This window comes from Butyrivibrio sp. INlla21 (genome assembly GCF_900116875.1).
Lineage (GTDB): Bacteria > Bacillota > Clostridia > Lachnospirales > Lachnospiraceae > Butyrivibrio.
In genome coordinates this window covers 1-20,181 of record NZ_FPCC01000040.1, presented here as the reverse complement: position 1 = coordinate 20,181, position 20,181 = coordinate 1, and the positions used below count along the sequence as shown (strand labels likewise).

At 41.7% G+C, this 20,181-nt stretch carries 20 protein-coding genes and 1 pseudogene; 15 read left to right on the top strand and 6 right to left on the bottom strand.

The window, feature by feature from the left end:
• The 5 genes and pseudogenes from tnpA to BM377_RS15020 all read right to left on the bottom strand — a co-directional run.
• A partial coding sequence (gene tnpA / locus BM377_RS15035; protein WP_442857317.1) for an IS66 family insertion sequence element accessory protein TnpA occupies positions 1–212 on the bottom strand: 212 nt, incomplete at its 3' end.
• Between the two features lie 184 nt (positions 213–396).
• Positions 397–846 (bottom strand): IS3 family transposase, encoded by a 450-nt coding sequence (locus tag BM377_RS15030; protein ID WP_177223920.1) that lies wholly within the window; start codon positions 844–846, stop codon positions 397–399.
• A gap of 23 nt (positions 847–869) precedes the next feature.
• Positions 870–1,073: a hypothetical protein gene (locus BM377_RS16570; protein ID WP_242948188.1), complete on the bottom strand. Its 204-nt coding sequence runs from the start codon at positions 1,071–1,073 to the stop codon at positions 870–872.
• Between the two features lie 57 nt (positions 1,074–1,130).
• Positions 1,131–1,247: pseudogene (locus BM377_RS16745) on the bottom strand (helix-turn-helix domain-containing protein); the annotation flags it as partial.
• Between the two features lie 279 nt (positions 1,248–1,526).
• Complete coding sequence (locus BM377_RS15020) at positions 1,527–1,970, bottom strand: hypothetical protein (protein WP_092250505.1); 444 nt, start codon at positions 1,968–1,970, stop codon at positions 1,527–1,529.
• A gap of 137 nt (positions 1,971–2,107) precedes the next feature.
• Between BM377_RS15020 and BM377_RS15015 the strand changes: the two genes are divergently transcribed.
• The 5 genes from BM377_RS15015 (at position 2,108) to BM377_RS14995 (ending at position 8,620) form a co-directional block, all read left to right on the top strand.
• Positions 2,108–2,992: a hypothetical protein gene (locus BM377_RS15015; protein ID WP_092250502.1), complete on the top strand. Its 885-nt coding sequence runs from the start codon at positions 2,108–2,110 to the stop codon at positions 2,990–2,992.
• A 56-nt stretch (positions 2,993–3,048) separates the two neighbouring features.
• On the top strand, positions 3,049–4,284 hold the full coding sequence (locus tag BM377_RS15010) for a transglutaminase domain-containing protein (protein ID WP_092250499.1): 1,236 nt from the start codon (positions 3,049–3,051) through the stop codon (positions 4,282–4,284).
• A gap of 130 nt (positions 4,285–4,414) precedes the next feature.
• Positions 4,415–6,712 carry a DUF2339 domain-containing protein gene (locus BM377_RS15005; protein WP_092250496.1) on the top strand — a complete coding sequence of 766 codons (2,298 nt, stop codon included), beginning with the start codon at positions 4,415–4,417 and terminating at the stop codon, positions 6,710–6,712.
• A 136-nt stretch (positions 6,713–6,848) separates the two neighbouring features.
• On the top strand, positions 6,849–7,178 hold the full coding sequence (locus BM377_RS15000; protein ID WP_092250493.1) for a PadR family transcriptional regulator: 330 nt from the start codon (positions 6,849–6,851) through the stop codon (positions 7,176–7,178).
• Positions 7,179–7,180: 2 nt separating this feature from the next.
• Positions 7,181–8,620: a permease prefix domain 1-containing protein gene (locus tag BM377_RS14995; protein ID WP_092250490.1), complete on the top strand. Its 1,440-nt coding sequence runs from the start codon at positions 7,181–7,183 to the stop codon at positions 8,618–8,620.
• Positions 8,621–8,805: 185 nt separating this feature from the next.
• Here the strand turns inward: BM377_RS14995 and BM377_RS14990 are convergent, their stop codons facing one another.
• Complete coding sequence (locus BM377_RS14990; RefSeq protein ID WP_092250487.1) at positions 8,806–9,726, bottom strand: LysR family transcriptional regulator; 921 nt, start codon at positions 9,724–9,726, stop codon at positions 8,806–8,808.
• A 169-nt stretch (positions 9,727–9,895) separates the two neighbouring features.
• On the opposite strand from BM377_RS14990, the gene metE reads away from it, so the two are divergent.
• The 10 genes from metE to BM377_RS14940 form a co-directional block, all read left to right on the top strand.
• Positions 9,896–12,148, top strand: coding sequence for a 5-methyltetrahydropteroyltriglutamate--homocysteine S-methyltransferase (gene metE, locus BM377_RS14985; RefSeq protein ID WP_092250484.1), 2,253 nt, complete (start codon positions 9,896–9,898; stop codon positions 12,146–12,148).
• Between the two features lie 51 nt (positions 12,149–12,199).
• Entirely contained in the window at positions 12,200–13,060 is an 861-nt protein-coding gene (metF, locus tag BM377_RS14980) for a methylenetetrahydrofolate reductase [NAD(P)H] (protein ID WP_092250481.1), read from the top strand.
• A gap of 129 nt (positions 13,061–13,189) precedes the next feature.
• Positions 13,190–14,380, top strand: coding sequence for a cation:proton antiporter (locus BM377_RS14975; RefSeq protein WP_092250477.1), 1,191 nt, complete (start codon positions 13,190–13,192; stop codon positions 14,378–14,380).
• Positions 14,364–14,774 (top strand): Fur family transcriptional regulator, encoded by a 411-nt coding sequence (locus BM377_RS14970; protein ID WP_177223919.1) that lies wholly within the window; start codon positions 14,364–14,366, stop codon positions 14,772–14,774. The genes BM377_RS14975 and BM377_RS14970 overlap by 17 nt, the downstream gene beginning before the upstream one ends.
• Before the next feature lie 43 nt (positions 14,775–14,817).
• Positions 14,818–15,018: a hypothetical protein gene (locus tag BM377_RS14965; protein ID WP_092250471.1), complete on the top strand. Its 201-nt coding sequence runs from the start codon at positions 14,818–14,820 to the stop codon at positions 15,016–15,018.
• Positions 15,019–15,121: 103 nt separating this feature from the next.
• Positions 15,122–16,108, top strand: a complete 987-nt coding sequence (locus BM377_RS14960) for a diaminopimelate dehydrogenase (RefSeq protein ID WP_092250468.1) — start codon at positions 15,122–15,124, stop codon at positions 16,106–16,108.
• Positions 16,109–16,121: 13 nt separating this feature from the next.
• Complete coding sequence (locus BM377_RS14955; RefSeq protein WP_092250465.1) at positions 16,122–16,838, top strand: tRNA threonylcarbamoyladenosine dehydratase; 717 nt, start codon at positions 16,122–16,124, stop codon at positions 16,836–16,838.
• 107 nt (positions 16,839–16,945) lie between these two features.
• Entirely contained in the window at positions 16,946–18,367 is a 1,422-nt protein-coding gene (locus tag BM377_RS14950) for an amidophosphoribosyltransferase (RefSeq protein ID WP_092250462.1), read from the top strand.
• A gap of 51 nt (positions 18,368–18,418) precedes the next feature.
• Positions 18,419–19,696 carry an O-acetylhomoserine aminocarboxypropyltransferase/cysteine synthase family protein gene (locus BM377_RS14945; RefSeq protein ID WP_092250459.1) on the top strand — a complete coding sequence of 426 codons (1,278 nt, stop codon included), beginning with the start codon at positions 18,419–18,421 and terminating at the stop codon, positions 19,694–19,696.
• A gap of 238 nt (positions 19,697–19,934) precedes the next feature.
• On the top strand, positions 19,935–20,181 hold a 247-nt coding region (locus BM377_RS14940), incomplete at its 3' end, for a hypothetical protein (RefSeq protein WP_143104519.1).

The following is a 20,181-nucleotide window of genomic DNA, read 5'->3' as shown; positions in this document are numbered from 1 at the left end:
ACTTCTCCGGTTGGACGAGTCGCTGGTAATGACTTGCTGGTGGTTCCGGCAACGAGATTTCTTATCCTTCGTTGCCAATAGTAGTATTGTTTTTCATTGATCCCGTTTTCATCCAGCCATTTCTTGGCTGATTGACCTGCGGGGCGTTCGTGACAACTGCGAACAATTTCAGCCCATTGGGCTGTGCGAACATCATGTGTGATCTGATCCATACCTGGCCTCCTTTAAAAAACTAGTTAGTTTTTTCAGTTTTTTAAAGTAAACCATAGTTGCGGATTAAATCATAGGCGGATTATTTGACGCTTACCATTTCGGTAGTAAGCATGCTGGTATTGCCAGCCTTGGTCGCTATGGAAAATCAAGCCTTCTACATTAGGAATTTTACAAAAGCTTTATCTAGCATACGTTTATTTGCGCCATGCTAGGACTAAGTGATAAATCATATGAAGCTATCTCATTGGAGTTCATATCTAAAATTGGTGAAATGTAACATTTCCCACAAGAAAAATTAAACTGAGATATATCTGTGGTCCACTTCTGCAGAGGAGCAGTTGTGCTGAAATCCCTATCGATTATGTTATCTGCGACCTTACCAACTTCACCTTTAAATGAATGATATTTCTCTTTGGGGCGGTTCCCTTTTAATCCTGCGACGTTCATTATTCGCTGAACACGTTTATGGTTTATTTTTATCCCTCGATTAACAAGTTCCTGATATACTCGGCGAACACAATATCTTCCTTTGTTTTCCGTAAAAATATTTGTTATCTCCATTGCTATTTCAAGGTTCCTTTCTACAACCACATCTGCTTTGTTTATTTCAAAATAGTATGTAGACTTAGCCATTCCCATAGCTTTTAGAAGATGTATTAATCGGAATCCTTCTCTGCGGAGTTCTGTGATGATCGCTGCTTTTTCGCCTTGAGTAGCGCAGCCTGCTTTTCTTCTCTCAAGGCGAGCCCTTTTTTTATTACTTCATTCTCCGCTCGAATATATTCAACTTCAGCTCTGAGCTGTATAAGCTTCTCTCGTTCAGACTCAGATAGTGGTGCTGGATTAGTTTTTTTCTTCATCTTGCTTTCCTTTGATGGTCTCCCTAATCTGTTGTTTACTAATCCATTATACCCTTGAACTTTATATTGGCGCACCCAACTACGTAACACGCATGTATTTAGGCAAACTGACTCTGCTACATTATTTACAGATTCACCAGCAATTACTCTTGATACTAGCTCCAGTTTCTGGTCTGGAGTCCATTGAGAATGGCAGCTTTTAGGCTTGAGTGCTTCAGGTCCATGAAGATCTTAAAGCCCACGCCATTTCCTTACATGACTCTTAAAGCATTCTGTTGAGATGCATTCAGGTGTGTCAGGATACCTTCCTTGCCGATAGGTTTCGACACAATCTTTTTTAAATTCATAACTAAAACGCATGAAAATACCCCCTTACTGGTTTGTCCAGTAAAGGGGGTACATATCAGCTTTCATAAGCGTAGCCGGCTTATTTGAAAAATCTATTATTGTTGATCAAGCGCTCTGCTTAAGTGACTCTGAAAGAGCTGAAAGTCTGTCGATAATAATCTGCAAACTTCTCTCCTGGTCGGGGATATTCTTTAATTTCTTTCTGATAGAGAACACAGTCTTTTTCTTCTCGACCTTTATAGCTGCTCTCTTTACAAAAAGCTTATCGCTGATCTTTACCTTAGTAATCTCGTTAAGATTGATAGAACCGGTTCCCATGATCTTGTCGTTCTTAAGACCACCGAATATTACGTAATTGATCTTGCTCTGTGTAAGACCGATGAAGCAAGGACGGGGTGCACCGCCAAGAAGAGCTCCGAGAGCACCAAAATACATCATAATAGGGAACTTTGGTGTCAACTCCGCATAAGCCGCTGCTTCATAAGTTTCTCCGTTCTGAAGAAGCGGGTTAAGCATCTCATTCATCAATTCAGGTCCAACTTTTGCCATTTTTTTCTTTCCTCCTATATGCATATAATAAAAAACACAACATTGTGATTCTAACATATTGGAAAAGGTGATGCAAAATGTTAAAATATGTTACAATAGAATTACAAAACGCTTATACATAGAGGGAGATATATATTATGAAAAGAAAAACCATATTGATACCTGCGCTTATAATGGCGGTAACTACGCTTGCTGCATGCAGCTTTGGTAATGAGCAGGAGAATGAGATATCTGAAGAGAGTACTTTAGCTACGACGCAAAGTAATGCGGAAGAATCGACTTCCGAGACGAGCGGAACAGATGATACCGCAAAAACTGAAACAGATGACGAGCAAGTTCCTGACAGCGATTTCTTTAGTTATGAGTTGAAAGCCGGAAAGACCGTGCAAGTAGATCTCGGCAGTGACGGGGCGCCGGATACTATCACTCTTAGCAAAGAGCATTCAGATAAATTCGGTATTGATTTTTATACCTTGAAAGTAAATGACCAGACCATAGACATTCTTTCGGAAGACAACGCTCCGGATTTTCAGACGGCAAAGTGTTATTACGTACATAAAGAAGAGTACGATTGTATTTTTGCTTCATTGGAAGGTGATGCTTCCAAAAGGGAAGTGACAGATTATATGTGGAACGGAGCCTCACTTGATGAAGGTGAGCGCGTATCCGGATCAAAGTATTACGGGATAGACGAAAGTGCCGGTAGTGTACAGTACACAAGCGAGATGGAAGTTATAGAGAAATGGGAAGTCGCCACAGATTTATTCTTTGTTTCCGATGGGTTGACTACTGCAGATAAGTTTCTTACTATAACCAATCCGAAAGCACTTACACTAAAACAAGACGTTACCTTTGATGACGATGAAAGCGGCGAGGGACCCAGATCCGCTAAGGCAGGGGATAAGGTGTATCCTACTTGCATTGCATATAACAACAATGTTATGGGATTTGCGGACGAAAACGGTGAGTCCCTTGGCTATTTATATGTATCTGACGTAGAAGAAAAAGATCTTTTTGAATAAAATAAATGTGAAAGCTGCCCTTAGACTTAAATCTTGAGTTTGCGGAGTATCCGAAGATGAATAAGAAGAAAAGAAATCTAAGGAAAATGGAGAAGTTTCTAAGAATAAACAAAAAGAGGAAAGGCAATTCAGCGCTTTTCTTGATTTTGTTTGCATGCGCATTGATAGTGGGATTCATTTTTGCATATAGAGAGTTTAGAAAAACTCCTGACAAACAGAAGTATACACCCTATGAGCAGGATGGAGGCAGCTTCTATGTGACGGGTAAATTACTTTATTATGATAATGAATGCTCACCTGTGAAAAAAGACGATATCTGGGTAATGTATCAAAATCTAAATGCAGCGGATCAAAATGTATATGATCTATTTCTTGATCTTGTTGAAAATCGGGAAGACAGTGATTATTTCAGCTGCATTATTGTTTCGGATTCTAAATTGAAGGAAATAGGTGACTCGCATTTTTGGGATGTTTTTCATGCGATGCGAAGCGATCATCCTGAGTATTTTTTTCTTATATCCGATAGCCCCAGAATTAACTGCACTGTTACCAGATCACAAGGATACAATATATATAAATATTCGATGAAAGAACCTAAGTCTTGGGAAAGTGAGCAGATAAGTGCTTTTAATGCGGCAACCGAAGAATTTATGTCTGATATTGATCTGGAAGTTTCAGATGAAGAAATCGAACTTCAGATTCATGACAAATTGATAGATTTGGTCAGCTATAACCGCGAGCTTTACATAAACAGCATGTCAGATGATCGTAGATTTGATCTGGGATACACAGCATATAGTGCACTTGTGAGCGATTCGGCCGGAGTTGATAATTATGCTGTTTGCAACGGATATGCGCTAGCGTTTGAACTTCTTATGCATAAAGCCGGAATTCCGTGTGGGATTATTACCGGGAAAGCTTATGGCGAAACAATGGGAAACACTGAAGGCGGCGGACATGCTTGGAATGTAGTGAAAATCGATGACAGATGGTATGAAGTGGATACCACATGGGATGATTTTGATCCGACGGAAATAGAAGCGGATTATTCCGTTGTTGAATTGATAAAGGGTGAAGAGGAATTTCTTTTTAACATGCGACACCATTACTTTAATAGAAGAACTGTGGAAATGGAGAATCTTCAGGCTACAGAAGCTACGGTTCTAAATATACCTGGATATCAGCCTTTTAATCTAAGAGGGACCACTTCACATATACGTGATTCTAAGATGGCAGGGGATATAAGTGAAGGCGAGTTGTTCCTAAGCCGGCTTATTCCGATAGCGCAGTAAACTTAAGTAACTTATTTGGCAAATTAGAGCTGCATTATTTGCTGAATAAAGTGTTTGCATGATTTCCGGATAATAATATAGTGTTAATAACTAATGCCTTTAGTGAAAAATAACATTGGGAGAAAAGTGTATGGGACAAATTGAAGAGTTGGAAAAAGAGCTTGCGACGATCAGGTATCAGGTAAACCAAATACAGCAAGGATTGTCGCGAGCTGAAAATTATGTTCAGAACGCAAAGCGGGAGCAGATTATGTTGCAGCGGCAAATACAGGCGCGGCCCGGGATACAGCCAATGCAGATGCAGCAACCATATCAGGCGCAACAGACTCAACAGGCGCAGCAGACGCAAAATCAGCCGCCGCTTCAGAACGTTCAACAGCAAAATATTCCGCAGTACACACGTCAGTCGCAGCCTCAGACGATGTACAATGCGCAGACTTACAGGACTGCGCAGCCACTTCCGGGGCAGCAGCAAGGACAACCTACATTTCAGCCCGCGCAAGGACAACAGCCCGTGCAAGGGCAACGTTCCGGTGCACCGCAGAAAGCATGGCGTCCTGATCTTGAACAAGCTGCGACTGCTAATCCAAACTTTGTTCCGAAGAAAAAGGGTTCCACAGAGTCATGGATCGGTAAACATCTCATGGGTGTGCTTGCAAGTGTCCTTATTTTTATAGCACTTATTCTTTTTGCAAGTCTTATTATTCCGTACCTTAATGATGCGTTTAAGATAGGATTGATGTTTGCTGTAAGTATAGCGCTTACGGGCTTTGCTTTCTATGAGCATAAGAAGAGACCTGATAATACGTTCTTTACAGCCCTTTTGGCATGCGGACTTGGCTGTGGATATCTGTCGGTGCTTGTGACCAGAATATATTTCAAGGCGATTAGCGATCTGGTTATGTATATACTCCTTCTTGTTTGGGGTGGAGTTGTACTATATATGGGAAAAAAGGAAAGCAAGCTTTTTCAGGTTATCGGAAACATCGGATACATTATCTCTGCGCTTTTAGCATATGATCTGAAAGTTGAAGCGCTGGTGCTTCCTTTGCTTGTATACCTTTTGGTAATGGGCGCAGCTTTTCAATACAATTTCCGCAAAAACAGAATTCAGCAAATGGTACAAAGCGCAATCAACCTGGGAATTATTTTTTATTTTGCGACGATAATCGGAAGGCATATCGATGTTAGTATTTCACTGACTATAGCTGCATCTGTTATTGTATGCATCAGCGCTGCTTATCTTGCATATTTCTTATTTGGAGACAAGCTGATTAAGGGTGCCTATAATACATACTTTGCTTTTTCGAGCGCAATTGTCTTTTTTGCTTCATACTTATTGCTTGGAAAGTGCTTGGGTACGGCCAAATGGATCGATCTTATAGTATTCTTTGTTGTTGCGATAACAGCAGAGGCGGCAGTTCTGCTTAGAAGAAATGAGCAGGAAGACGAAGTGGCAAGCTTCTTCACGAGCTTTTGGATAATTGCCTGGTTCTGTGTTGCGGAATTTATCACTTATGTGGAATACAGAGAGTTCTTCAATACAGGAGCCCTTTTTGCGGCACTTCTTCCTATCGCAATTTATGGTGCGAAGAAGAACTATACGCTGTTTAGGATTCAGGCTTTTGTAATGGCAATTCTCATGACGGGACTTGAATTGTTTGCAGCAAGAAGCGTTGTATTTTGTTTGGCTTCATTTGCATATGCGCTCACAGTATTTATTTTTGAAGGGATTATTGTCAATAAGAGAGTTGAGTATAAGAGTATTTACTATTTTTATGTTCTGGGCGCAATTGCAATACTTATGCCTACGTTTCTTGATTCAAGAGCAATCTTTAATGATGATATAAGACGTATGGCTGTAGTCGCTCCGATTGGATTATTCAACGCTGCAATGATGCTGCTTAAGCTCGACAGAAATGATGAGGGTGTGAGCAACTCTTCGCTTTTGATAGCACTAAATATAATAAATTCTTTTGGAATGCTTTTGGGATTATATAATATGCTTGACGTTGACAATCCGATCCTTCATGGGATAAGTGTTGCATTTACGGTTGCGCTTGCATGCATTAACCTGCGCAGACATTTTGCGTCAAACAATGGCGAAAAGTTGTATGCAGGAATTAAGTTTGGCATTATCCTTTTGGCCTCTCTTTTCAGCTATAATGCAGCAGGCTACATTGTCAGTGTTGCGACCTTGGCATTCGGTATCCTATGCATCATTATAGGATTTAATAAGCGCTTCGGGGCAAAAGAGCTTAGAATATACGGATTGGTGCTGTCTATGATCTGTGTTGTTAAGTTTATTATGATTGATATTACTTATGAAAACACTATCGGACGTGCCATAAGCTTCCTTATAAGCGGAATCTTGTGCTTCGGAATCAGTGCAATTTACAATTATTTTGAAAAGCAAGGACAGCAGTAATAAGACACAAACAAAGAGCCGGATGCTTATATGATCGTCGTAAAAGTACCCGGCTCTTTGTTGACTTGACATATATCGGATATCGATATATTATATAGACAACCGATATATAGATGTTCGATATAAGGAGGTAGATATGGCGGTTGATAAATCTCTTTTAACGGGAAGTATGACAATGCTTATTTTAAAATTACTTTCTGAAAAAGATATGTATGGATATGAAATGATAGATACTCTGAGAAAGAGATCGGAGAACGTGTTTGAACTCAAGGCGGGAACTCTTTATCCTTTGCTTCACGGCCTTGAGGATAAGGGGATGCTCAAAGTTTATGAGCAGGAATATCTTGGTAAGACAAGGAAGTATTACAGTATTACCAAGGAGGGAAAGAAACTTTTAAAACGCAAAAAGGAAGAGTGGAATGTATATTCGGGAGCGATCGCGAATGTGCTGGCAGTAGGAGTTTGACTATGGAAAATTACATCAATAAGTTACTGGAGCAGGTGAGATTTACAAAAGCTCACAAGATGATAGCCGATGAGATCAGGTCACATATGGAAGATCAGATCAAAGCTAATATTTCCGAAGGAATGGAGCCTGAGGCTGCGGAGAAAAGAGCTGTTGAAGACATGGGAGATCCCGTTGAAGCAGGTGTCTCTCTTGACAGGGTTCATAGACCGCAGATTGCATGGGGAGTGATAATAGCGGCTGTTGTTATAGCTATAATAGCAATAATAGTACATATCTATATAAGCAATGAAGTAATAACAGGCTACAAAATATCTACTTCCGGAGGCCGATTGGTATCAGAAGGTACATTGTTTGCCGTTCATACAATAGAGGGAATTGTTGTGATGTTACTTCTTTATCTTGTAGATTATACAACGATCGCGAAGTACTCTAAGCTCGTGGCGACAGTATTATTGGGAGCTAATTTTGTATCAAGCTATGCATATTTCACTATGCGAGCTATTAACGGGGTTCCGGGCATGGGAGAAGCAGGCTTTTTTCATTTACTGTGTGCTCGGATGTATGGATATGCGTCATCGCTTATTGTTTTAATGATCCCACTTTTTGCGGGGATACTATATAAGTATAAGGGGCAAAAGACAGGAGCTTTAGTTAAGTCGCTTCTTTGGATATTTGCAACAGCCGTATGTATGTCTTATAAAATAGGAATCGGGTGGGAACATTCCAGCACAGTGGTTATGGCATTTTGCATGCTCATAGAGCTTACTGTCGCAATAAAAAAAGAATGGATAAAAGTTCCAAAGATTCCTGCTACTTTATCCGCATGGGCTTTGTTTACAGTAATTCCGGTGGCTATTACAGGTCTTTTGTATAAAAACAGAATGCTTGAATATGGACATATGGAACGAATACGCAGCTTTTTTATTCCGAATACGGAAATGAATAGGATTAAAGAAATAAACAGTGGTCTTGTTCTGATTGGAAGTGGTTCTGTCAGTAGCTTTGGCGGAAAAGTGAATGTTTCAACCAAGAACTTATTGGGGAAAATACCATGGATCACTCACGAGTATATACTGACGGGGATAGGAGCCACTTTGGGGATAGCCGTGGTATTGGCTGTGGTTATAGCTGTAGCGGGCCTGATAGTTTTGGGAATTATATCTTCATGTAAGTCCAAGAATCAGTTGGGCCAGGTAATGGGAAGCGGATGCATGATGTGGCTTGCGTTATATGCTGTTGTCAATATATGTGTAGGATTTGGAATCCTGTCACCGTATTTCGGATCTTTCTTCCCGTTCCTTTCATACAACAGATTGAGCGCATCTTATGCCTTTCTTGGAATAATACTGAGTATATATAAATACAAAAATGCCTATCCTGCGCATGTGGATATTGGAATTTTGAAAAAGAAAAAAGAATGGGATAAAGAATGCGTTTAACTTGAGTTTTAAAAAGTTCCGATCACTTTTATGAATATCATAATTGTGACCGGAACTTTTATTTTAAATTTTCTTTATATAAAAATACTTGCTGAGCTTGGGATCTTTATCTTCTTGAATAAATTCAAGTTCATATCCAAGTTTCTTATAAAAACCGGGTGCCTGAAAACCGAAAGTCGTAAGTGCTATTTTTTCATAGCTTTTTCCTTTGCTGTAATTTTTTTGAGTAATTTAATATATTCATTCGTAAGTGTTGTCGGTTTGATACCGTTAGGAAGAATATATCCGACTTCCATGTAATCGTCAATCTTAAGCGGTCTGGCGACGATGTTGGGACCGTTGAGCTTATCATTTATGATTCCGCTGCAGATCGTATAACCGTTCATACCGATGAGCAGGTTAAAAAGAGTGGCTCTGTCGCAGACAACAAGTTCTTTATCGCAGTCCATGGTGCTGAGGATCTCTTCCGAAAAGTAGAAGGAGTTGTGGTTGCCCTGCTCGTAGGACAGTCTCGGGAAAGGCGCGAGATCTTCAAGCTTTATGGATTTCTTTTTCGCAAGCGGAGAATCCTTTCCTACAAATACGTGAGGTTTGGCTTTAAATAAAGGCTCGAAGGACAGATTGTTGTCCCGAAGAGTCTTTTTGATCACGGTTTCATTGAAGCTATTCAAATAAAGAACGCCGATCTCACTTCGAAGATGCGCAACGTCGTCGATGATATCGAAGGTCTGAGTCTCTCTCATGTGGAACTCGTATTTGTCACCGCCGTACTCTTTTAACAGTGCAACGAAAGCTTCGACAACAAAAGAGTAGTGCTGCGAAGAAATGCAGAATCTTAACTTGTTGGAAGTTTTGCCCGTATATCTTTCATCTATAAGGCTTGCCTGCTCCAGGATCTGGCGGGCGTAGCCAAGAAACTCATCACCTTCCGGAGTCAGAGTTATTCCCTTTTTGGATCTGTTAAATATAGTGATCCCATATTCACTTTCAAGCTCTTGTATAGCCGCTGTGAGAGACGGCTGAGCTATAAAAAGTTTTCCCGCCGCTTCTGTTATGCTGCCGGTATCGGCAACTGTCACTATGTAATTTAGCTGCTTTAAAGTCATGTTTTTTCTACCCTTACGATTTATTGTCTATATGTTATCCATAATTATCATCTGATATTATACCACTTATCATAGATTAAAACTATGGATAACCGACATAAATAGATATTATACCTATCGGCTCACTAGGCGTATACTTCTCATACAAAGATCAGAAAGGGGTAGAACAGTGAGAACAGCGGTAATAGGTTATCCCAGAGTGGGAAAAGACAGAGAACTTAAATTTGCTTCAGAGAAATATTTTAAGAACGAGATTTCGGAAAAAGAGTTAAAAGAGATTGCGCAGGAGCTTAGAAAAGAGCATCTGGCAATACAGAAAGAAAACAATATAGATTTCATTTCTTCAAACGATTTTTCTTTTTACGACAACATGCTTGATACAGCGGTGCTTTTCAATATCATTCCTAAGAGATACAGGGATCTGAATGCATCGGAGCTCGATACGTATTTTGCTATGGCGAGAGGTTATCAGGGGGAAAAAGGTAACGTCAAAGCACTCGCCATGAAAAAGTGGTTCAATACAAATTATCACTATATTGTGCCTGAGATTGAAGATGATACGAGGGTGGAGCTTGTAGGCAACAAGCTTTTTGAAGAGTACAGAAATGCTTATGCGCAGGGTGTTGACACCAAGGTTGCTGTGATAGGACCTTTCACTTTCCTTAAGCTTGCAAAGTATGTCGGAAGCAAGACACTCAGCGATTTTGCGGATGCTTTTGCGGACGAGTATGTCAAGCTTTTAGATAAGTTAAATGCCGACAATGTTTCCTGGATCGAATTTGATGAGCCTTATCTTGTAAGAGATCTTGACGCAGCGGATATCGAAATTTTCGAGGAACTTTATAAGAAGATCCTTGCAGGAAAGAAGGGAGTTAAGGCGCTTCTTCAGACATATTTCGGTGACGTGAGAGACGCATACGGTAACATCACAGCGCTTGATTTTGATGCCATCGGACTTGATTTTCTTGAAGGAAGAAAGACACTTTCTCTTGTAAAAGAGAAAGGTTTCCCAAAGGATAAGCTTCTTTTTGCAGGACTTGTAAACGGTAAGAATATCTGGAGAAATAACTACGCCAAGACAATTGAAGTTCTTGATGAACTTAAGAAGGTGCTTGGCGGCGATGAGAATATAGTCCTTAATACTTCATGTTCTCTTTTGCATGTGCCTTATACACTTGATAGCGAGACAGATCTTTCGGAGAATATTAAAAAGCATTTTTCTTTTGCAAAAGAAAAGCTTTCTGAGCTTAACGAGCTTGCGAATATTACGGAGGAAGCTCTTTTGGCAAATAAGAAATTATTGGAAAACAGAGAAGGCAGCGTAGATCAGGCAGTAAGAAAAAGAGTTGCGGATATCAAAGACGCAGATTATACAAGGCTTCCCGCATTTGAAGAAAGAGAAGAGATCCAGAAAAAAGAGTTGGGTCTTCCTGCTTTCCCTACGACAACAATCGGTTCTTTCCCTCAGACAGCGGATGTCAGAAAGAACAGACAGCTCTTTAGAAAAGGCGAGATCAGCAAAGAAGAGTACGTTGAATACAACAAGAAGAAGATAAAAGAGTGTGTTGAGCTCCAGGAGGAGATAGGACTCGATGTGCTTGTACATGGTGAGTTTGAGAGAAACGACATGGTTGAGTACTTCGGTGAGCACCTCGACGGTTATGTATTTACCAAGAAGGCATGGGTTCAGTCCTACGGAACAAGATGTGTTAAGCCTCCGATCATCTGGGGCGACGTATCAAGAAAGAGTCCTATCACGGTCGAGTGGTCCAAGTATGCCAAGAGCTGCACTAACAAGCCTATGAAGGGAATGCTCACAGGTCCCGTTACCATACTTAACTGGTCATTCCCGAGAGAGGATATCTCTATAAAAGACAGCACGCTTCAGATTGCGCTTGCAATCCGTGATGAGGTTCTTGACCTCGAGGCAGCGGGAATCAATATCATTCAGATTGATGAGGCGGCGTTAAGAGAAAAGCTTCCCTTAAGAAAATCCGACTGGTACAGTGAGTATCTTGATTGGGCAATACCCGCGTTCAGACTTGTTCACAGCGGTGTTAAGCCACAGACTCAGATTCACACGCATATGTGCTACAGCGAGTTTACGGATATCATTCCCGCGATTGATGCTATGGATGCTGATGTTATCACATTTGAGGCGTCTCGTTCGGATCTTCAGATCCTTGATTCGCTCAGAGAGAATAACTTTAAGACTGAAGTAGGTCCCGGCGTATACGACATCCACAGCCCGAGAGTGCCTTCAGTTGAAGAGATCGTGAGCGCACTTGGTAAAATGAGAAGTAAGATTGAGGACAAAAAGCTCTGGATCAATCCCGATTGCGGACTTAAGACAAGAGGTGAGACCGAGACCAAGGCAAGCCTTATCAATCTTGTAAAGGCAGCACAGATCGTAAGAGCTTAATGACGCGGCGCTTGTTGAACTAATGTTTATATGGAATAAAGAGAAACAACTATGAAAGTATCGGAAATATATAAGAGCGGAAAGAAGACATTGTCATTTGAAATCTTTCCGCCCAAAAAAGATGAAGCACTTAAGAATATAGATGCAACGCTTGAGGTTCTGACGGAGCTTAAGCCTGATTTTATCAGCGTGACGTTCGGAGCCGGCGGATCTTCGAATCGAAACAAGACAATTGATATTGCCAAGAAGATCAAGCATGAATATCATGTTGAGCCTGTTGTGCATCTTACGGGACTTCAGTATGACAAGAATGAGATTGATGAGTTTGCGCGAGTTATGAAAGACGAAGGAATTGAGAATGTCCTGGCGCTTCGCGGAGACCGCAATCCTCAGCTTGTTGAAAAGGATGATTTCAAGCATGCGAGCGATGTCATTAAGTACCTGAAAGAGAAGTATGACTTTTGCCTTCTCGGCGCTTGTTATCCCGAATGCCATCCCGAATCGGAAAGCAGGGTTTCGGAGCTTAAAAATCTAAAAAAGAAAGCGGACAGCGGAGCAAGTGCACTGCTGTCACAGCTCTTTTTTGACAACGATAAGTTTTTTAACTTCTATGATGAATGCAGGATTGCGGACATCAATATCCCTATCATCCCGGGAGTTATGCCTGTTATAAACGCTGCTCAGATAAAGCGTATGATCACTATGTGCAACGCTTCTTTTCCCGAACGGTTTCAGAAGATCATTAACAGGTATGAGGATAACAAAGAAGCATTATTTGATGCGGGAATGTCCTACGCCCTAAGTCAGATAATCGATCTTCTTGTAAGTGATATCCAAGGCATACATCTCTACACAATGAACAATCCACTTGTTGCCCGCAGGATATGCGAGGGAATAAAGAATATAGTTTGATTGGTATTACCCCGATCGTGCATCGTATAACGGCGCATTATCGGGGCTTTCCCGTTCTATGGAAAAGTTGCAATAAATGTGCAATAATGTATCCGAAGTAAAAGCAAATAAATAGAGGTGATGAGTAATATGGATACATTGTTAGTCTTAAGGAATCTGGCAATTATCATTGTTTCGGCCAAGGCGTTCGGCCTTTTGGCAAGAAAGCTGAAGGCACCGCAGGTGGCGGGTGAGATTGTGGCCGGTCTATTGATCGGACCTACACTTTTTAACATAGTAAAGGCAGATGATTTCCTTTCGGGTATGGCTGAGATCGGAGTTATTCTCCTTATGTTCAGCGCAGGACTTGAGACTGATATAGATAAGCTCAAAAAGTCCGGCATCAAGGCTACAATTCTGGCATGCGCAGGTGTCGCGATTCCGCTTGTTCTTGGAACCGTGATGTATATGTGCTTCTACGGCTTTTCACAGCCGGGAACTACCGGATTTATCCAGGCTCTTTTTATAGGAACGATTCTTACCGCTACTTCCGTCAGCATAACCGTGCAGGCGCTCAGAGAACTTGGAAAGATCTCTACTGAAGTCGGAACGACGATAATGAGTGCGGCGATAATAGATGATGTTATCGGTATCGTGGTGCTCACAGCCGTTATCGGGCTTAAGGATGCAAACGCCAACCTCGGAATGGTATGTATAAAGACAGTTCTTTTCTTTATAGTTTCGCTTGTTGCCGGAATTTTGATCTTTAAGATAATGCAAAGACTCGATGCAAGGTGGACACATACCAGAAGGATTCCCATCATTGCGATGGCACTGGCATTTGTTTTATCTTATGTTGCTGACAAATACTTTGGTGTTGCCGATATTACAGGTGCATTTGTTGCGGGTATTATCTTAAGTTCACTTGATGATAAGGCATACATCGACAGAAAGATGGATATAAACTCATACATGATCTTCGGTCCGGTATTTTTTGCAAGTGTAGGACTTCAGACTAATCTAAGAGAAGTAGATATGACAATCCTCGTATTTTCGCTTGCATTTGTAGCGGTCGGACTTCTCGGAAAGGTACTTGGCTGCGGCGCTGTTGCCAAGCTTCTTGGATATAATTCTTCCGATTCTCTCAAGATCGGTATCGGAATGATGACGAGGGGAGAGGTTGCGCTTATTGTTGCTCAGAGAGGGCTTAAGACCGGAATTATAGACGGAAGATACTTTACGGCAGTCATCTTGCTGATAGTGATAAGTTCAATAATGACACCTATTTTATTAAAGGCTATTTACGCTTCGGATGAGAGGAAAAATGAAGGGCGAGTATAAGACAAAAGCAAGAAAGTGCATAGTTGATTTTTTAAAAGAGCATGCGGACAGAAGATTCACGGTGCGTGAGATCTACGATCAGATAAGCACCGAGGCCGGCGGAATAGACAAGACCACCGTGTACAGGAATCTTGAAAGACTCAGCGACCAGGGCGAGATCATCAAGATAAAAGAGCCTAATTCCGACTCATGGTTCTTCCAGTATTCCGAGGATCACAAGCATTGCAATTCACATATGCATGCGCAGTGCTCGGAGTGCGGCAAGGTATTTCACCTTGAAGAGGACTTTGTTGAGGAGTTTGAAGAAAAGGTACGCAAGGAATACGGCCTTGACGTGAATCTCGGTAAGACGGTAATAGTCGGCAAGTGTGACGATTGTAAAAAGAAAGATTGATGATATGTGAGCTGTAAGCTCTTTTGAATTGAAAGGAAGTACGATGGATAAGAAACAAAAGCTCTTAGATCTTATAGACAGAGCGGGAAAAGGAAGCATAGAAGCAGCCGAACAGATTGCGGAAGGCTATTTCAAGGGACACTTCGGTGACAAGCCCAACATGGAAAAAGCCAAGAAGTGGGCTTCATATGCTGCCAAGCACGGAAGCGAAACCGCGGAGAAAATTTTAGCGGCACTGGACTGAGAATAAATATAAATACCTGAATTTCATCGACTTAAATCCCTATTATTTGTTATAATGATAGGGATTTTTCAATAATGAATATTTATGCTTTAGGAGGTACACAATGAGCACTAGAATAGGTATTTTAGGATACGGTAATCTTGGAAAGGGCGTTGAGCTTGCGGTAGCGGCAGCACCTGATATGGAGCTTGTAGCTGTATTTACAAGAAGAGACCCTTCTTCACTTCAGATAAAGACACAGGGAGTTCCCGTTGTTTCCGTTAACGACGTTGAGAACTGGAAGGACAAGATCGATGTTATGATTCTTTGCGGAGGAAGCGCAACAGATCTTCCCGTGCAGACACCTCAGTACGCTAAGCTTTTCAACGTGGTAGACAGCTTTGATACACACGCAAGAATCCCCGAGCACTTTGCAAATGTTGACGCTGCAGCACAGGCAGCAGGCAAGATCGCGGTTATCTCATGCGGTTGGGATCCCGGAATGTTCTCACTTGCAAGAGTTTATTCCAATGCGATCCTTCCCGAAGGCAATGATTACACATTCTGGGGCAAGGGCGTATCACAGGGACATTCCGACGCTATCAGAAGAGTTAAAGGCGTTAAGAATGCCAAGCAGTACACAATTCCTGTTGAGAGCGCACTTGAAGCAGTCAGAAGCGGCAAGAATCCCGAGCTTACAACAAGAGATAAGCATACAAGAGAGTGCTTCGTAGTTCTTGAAGAGGGCGCAGATGCAGCTGCTGTAGAAAAAGAGATCAAGGAGATGCCCAACTACTTCGCAGATTACGATACAACAGTTCACTTCATCAGCGAGGAAGAACTTCTTAAGAATCACAGCGGAATGGCTCACGGCGGCTTTGTATTCAGAAGCGGCAAGACAGGCGCCGATAAAGAGCACAATCATATTATCGAGTACAGCCTCAAGCTTGATTCAAACCCCGAGTTTACAACAAGCGTACTCGTTGCAGTGGCAAGAGCCGCTTTCCGTATGCAGAAAGAAGGCATGAAGGGCTGCAAGACTATGCTTGATATCGCACCCGCATACCTTTCAGAGAAGAGCGGAGAAGAGCTCAGAGCACACCTTCTTTAATTAAAGGATAAATATGAGTGAGATTTTTTCCAGAACCGAATTATTATTGGGAGAAGACGCGGTAAAAGAGCTTTCAAAAAAGAGAGTTGCCGTATTCGGCGTAGGTGGAGTTGGTGGCTATGTCTGTGAAGCTCTTGTAAGAAGCGGAATCGGAGCGTTTGATATCTGCGATAATGACACCGTGGCCGCTTCCAATATAAACAGGCAGATAATCGCAACTACGAGCAGCGTCGGCAAGTACAAGGTAGATGTCATGAAAGAGCGAATGCTCGATATAAATCCCGAAGTGGATGTAAGGGTTCATAAATGCTTCTTTTTACCTGAAAATGCCGACAGTTTCCCGTTTGAAGAGTACGATTACGTGGTTGATGCGGTAGATACCGTGACAGCCAAGATAGAGATAATCATGCGGGCAAAAGAAAAAAACATACCCGTTATCAGCTCAATGGGAGCGGGCAATAAGCTGGATCCCACAGCTTTTACCGTTGCGGATATATATAAGACTTCGGTCGATCCGCTTGCAAGGGTAATGAGACGAGAGCTTAAAAAGCGCGGAGTAAAAGAACTTAAGGTGGTATATTCGAAGGAAGAGCCTTTGCAGCCTATAGGCGGACATAAATCTCCAAGTGAAGATTCGTCTCGAAGAAGCACACCGGGAAGCGTAGCGTTTGTTCCGTCCGTTGCGGGACTATGTATAGCTTCGGAGATAGTCAAAGACCTTATAAGATAAAAAATAATCGCATGTGCAGAACAAAGTACATGCGATTTTTATGCAAATATGTGTTATTATTATTCACGGTATGGATTTAAATAATAATAGCTTCCGGAGGTTTCTAAATGGGCGGATTTTTTGGTGTTGCATCTAAAGAGAGCGCGGTGTTCGATCTTTTCTACGGTACTGACTACCATTCACATCTTGGTACACGTCGTGCCGGACTTGCAGTCTATGATAAGAAGAAAGGCTTTGACCGTTCAATACACAACATTGAGAGGTCATATTTCAGACCTAAATTTGAAGAAGATATGCAGAAGATGGAGGGTAATCTCGGTATCGGTTGTATCTCCGATTTTGAGCCCCAGCCTCTAATAGTAAGATCACATCACGGCACATATGCAATTACTACTGTCGGTAAGATCAACAATATCTCAGATATTACCAAAAAACTTTTTGCTGACAATCGCTCACATTTCCTAGAGATGAGCGGAGGGGATATCAATCCTACAGAGCTCGTCGCATCTATAATAAATCAGAAAGACACAATTGTAGAAGGTATACGATACGCCCAAGAGGAGATCAAGGGCTCGATGTCACTTCTTTTAATGACACCGAATGGTATATATGCGGCCAGAGACAGACTGGGACGCACCCCTGTTCAGATAGGTCACAAGGACGAGGGCTACTGCGTTTGCTTTGAAAGCTTTTCTTATTTAAACCTCGGATATGATACATATAAAGAATTGGGCCCCGGAGAGATAGCCTATATTACCCCCGAGAGCGTTGAGATAGTGGCGCCAGCATTCGATAAGATGCGCGTGTGCACTTTCCTTTGGATATACTACGGATTCCCTGCTTCCACATATGAGGGACTTAATGTTGAAAATGTCAGATACGGCTGCGGTGAGAAGCTTGCTCAGCGTGATATGCAAAGGGGAATACATCCCGATATCGTTGCGGGAGTTCCGGATTCGGGAGTGGCTCATGCTATCGGATATTCCAATGAATCAGGAATTCCGTATTCAAGACCTTTCGTAAAATATACACCCACCTGGCCCAGATCGTTCATGCCTACAATACAGTCAAGGCGTGACCTTATCGCCAAGATGAAGCTTCTTCCCATAAATCAGCTCATCAATGATAAGAGACTTCTTCTTATTGATGATTCTATCGTAAGAGGAACACAGCTTCGTGAGACAACAGAGTTCCTTTATAAGAGCGGAGCAAAAGAGGTGCATATAAGACCCGCATGTCCGCCTCTTGTATATGGATGTAAATACCTGAATTTCTCACGTTCCAATTCAGAGATGGAGCTTATTACAAGACGAGTTATCGAAAAGCTTGAGGGTTATCCTTCACCAAACGAAGAAACCGTAAGAAAGTATACTGATCCTGATTCACCTCAGTACGCTGCAATGCTTGAAGAGATTAGAAAAGAACTGAATTTCACATCTCTTCATTATCATCGTCTCGATGATATGGTTGAAGCAATTCCGCTTGATCCTTGTAAGCTTTGCACATACTGCTGGAGCGGTAAAGAGTGATATAAAACGATAATAGATTATTATAAATTTTGAATTATATGGAGGATTATTATGAATCAGCAAAAGATCGGAACAAAGTGCGTACAGGCCGGATATACACCCGGAAACGGCGAACCCCGTCAGATTCCCATCATACAGTCTACAACATTCAAATATGACACAAGTGAGGACATGGGAAAGCTTTTTGATCTGGAGGCTTCTGGATATTTCTATACAAGACTTCAGAACCCTACCAATGACTATGTTGCAGCCAAGATTGCGGCACTTGAAGGCGGAACGGCAGCAATGCTCACATCTTCGGGACAGGCAGCAAACTTTTTTGCACTCTTTAATATTTGTGAGAACGGAAGCCATATTGTAGCTTCTTCATCAATTTACGGCGGAACATTCAATCTTATCGCCGTTACAATGGCTAAGATGGGAATCGATGTTACATTCGTATCTCCCGACAGCACAGAGGAAGAGCTTAACGCTGCATTTAAGGACAATACAAGAGCGGTATTTGGAGAGACAATCGCTAACCCCGCACTTACGGTTCTTGATATCGAAAAATTCGCCAAGGCTGCTCATGAGCATGGCGTTCCTCTTATCGTGGACAATACATTCCCAACACCCGTTAACTGCAGACCTATCGAGTGGGGAGCTGATATAGTAACACATTCAACAACCAAGTATATGGACGGACACGGAGCTGCCGTAGGCGGAGTAATCGTTGATTCAGGTAAGTTTGACTGGATGGCTCACGCAGATAAGTTCCCCGGACTTACAACACCCGATGAGTCATATCACGGAATCGTATATGCAGAGAAGTTCGGACAAGAAGGAGCATTTATCACAAAGTGTACAGCGCAGCTTATGCGTGACTTTGGATGTATTCAGTCTCCTCAGAACGCATTCCTTCTTAACCTTGGACTTGAATCACTTCATGTTCGTATGCCCAAGCATGTTGAGAACGGACTTGCCGTTGCCAAGTTCCTTGAGTCACAGGACAAGGTGCTTAAGGTTAGCTATCCCGGCCTTGAGTCAGATAAGTATTATGAGCTTGCCAAGAAATATCTTCCTAACGGCGGATGCGGCGTAGTATCATTTGAGCTTGCAGGCGGAAGAGCGGCAGCTGAGAGCTTCATGAAGAAGCTTCGTCTTGCAGCGATCGAAACTCATGTAGCGGATGCTCGTACATGTTGCCTTAACCCCGCAACATCAACACATCGTCAGCTTACTGATGAGCAGCTCGAGGCAGCAGGAATTCCCGCAGGACTTATCCGTATGTCATGCGGACTTGAAGACAAAGAAGACCTTATCGCAGATATTGCTAATGCTTTAGCATAAGACTCCGCAGATTTCTGCAGAGTGTCTTATATGCGTTTCACGAAAATGTTTGTTTTCGTCTGCGCAGTGATTTACATAAACTCAAAAACAGGAAAATGTCTCATTTCGTGTTACTCATAGAAATCGACATTTTCCTGTTTTTTATTTGCAAAAAAAGATGTATGTGATATTATGTTAATTAGTTATTTACAAATACGCTTATAAGATAAAAGAAAGCAGTATAAATGGGGAGAATTTAATGGGAAAGAGCTACGATTCGGAAGAATCAATCAGATTCATAGAAAATCTTTATGATCAGATAGAAAGCTATCTGACAAAAGCAGCTCCGCTCGAATCGGATTATCATAGATATGTCAATAATGAGACATTTGTAGGTAAGGCAGCGGAAGCATCTAAGAGATTCATCAGAGATAAACAATTACAATTTCACTATGAACAACAAAATATCCAGAACAAGCTTTATCAGATGTATAGTCAGATACAAG

Coding starts and splice junctions, on each gene's coding strand:
- BM377_RS15030 (WP_177223920.1), bottom strand. CDS start 846: ATGGCTAAGTCTACATACTATTTTGAAATAAACAAAGCAGATGTGGTT.
- BM377_RS16570 (WP_242948188.1), bottom strand. CDS start 1,073: ATGAAGAAAAAAACTAATCCAGCACCACTATCTGAGTCTGAACGAGAG.
- BM377_RS15020 (WP_092250505.1), bottom strand. CDS start 1,970: ATGGCAAAAGTTGGACCTGAATTGATGAATGAGATGCTTAACCCGCTT.
- BM377_RS15015 (WP_092250502.1), top strand. CDS start 2,108: ATGAAAAGAAAAACCATATTGATACCTGCGCTTATAATGGCGGTAACT.
- BM377_RS15010 (WP_092250499.1), top strand. CDS start 3,049: ATGAATAAGAAGAAAAGAAATCTAAGGAAAATGGAGAAGTTTCTAAGA.
- BM377_RS15005 (WP_092250496.1), top strand. CDS start 4,415: ATGGGACAAATTGAAGAGTTGGAAAAAGAGCTTGCGACGATCAGGTAT.
- BM377_RS15000 (WP_092250493.1), top strand. CDS start 6,849: ATGGCGGTTGATAAATCTCTTTTAACGGGAAGTATGACAATGCTTATT.
- BM377_RS14995 (WP_092250490.1), top strand. CDS start 7,181: ATGGAAAATTACATCAATAAGTTACTGGAGCAGGTGAGATTTACAAAA.
- BM377_RS14990 (WP_092250487.1), bottom strand. CDS start 9,726: ATGACTTTAAAGCAGCTAAATTACATAGTGACAGTTGCCGATACCGGC.
- metF (WP_092250481.1), top strand. CDS start 12,200: ATGAAAGTATCGGAAATATATAAGAGCGGAAAGAAGACATTGTCATTT.
- BM377_RS14975 (WP_092250477.1), top strand. CDS start 13,190: ATGGATACATTGTTAGTCTTAAGGAATCTGGCAATTATCATTGTTTCG.
- BM377_RS14970 (WP_177223919.1), top strand. CDS start 14,364: ATGAAGGGCGAGTATAAGACAAAAGCAAGAAAGTGCATAGTTGATTTT.
- BM377_RS14965 (WP_092250471.1), top strand. CDS start 14,818: ATGGATAAGAAACAAAAGCTCTTAGATCTTATAGACAGAGCGGGAAAA.
- BM377_RS14960 (WP_092250468.1), top strand. CDS start 15,122: ATGAGCACTAGAATAGGTATTTTAGGATACGGTAATCTTGGAAAGGGC.
- BM377_RS14955 (WP_092250465.1), top strand. CDS start 16,122: ATGAGTGAGATTTTTTCCAGAACCGAATTATTATTGGGAGAAGACGCG.
- BM377_RS14950 (WP_092250462.1), top strand. CDS start 16,946: ATGGGCGGATTTTTTGGTGTTGCATCTAAAGAGAGCGCGGTGTTCGAT.
- BM377_RS14945 (WP_092250459.1), top strand. CDS start 18,419: ATGAATCAGCAAAAGATCGGAACAAAGTGCGTACAGGCCGGATATACA.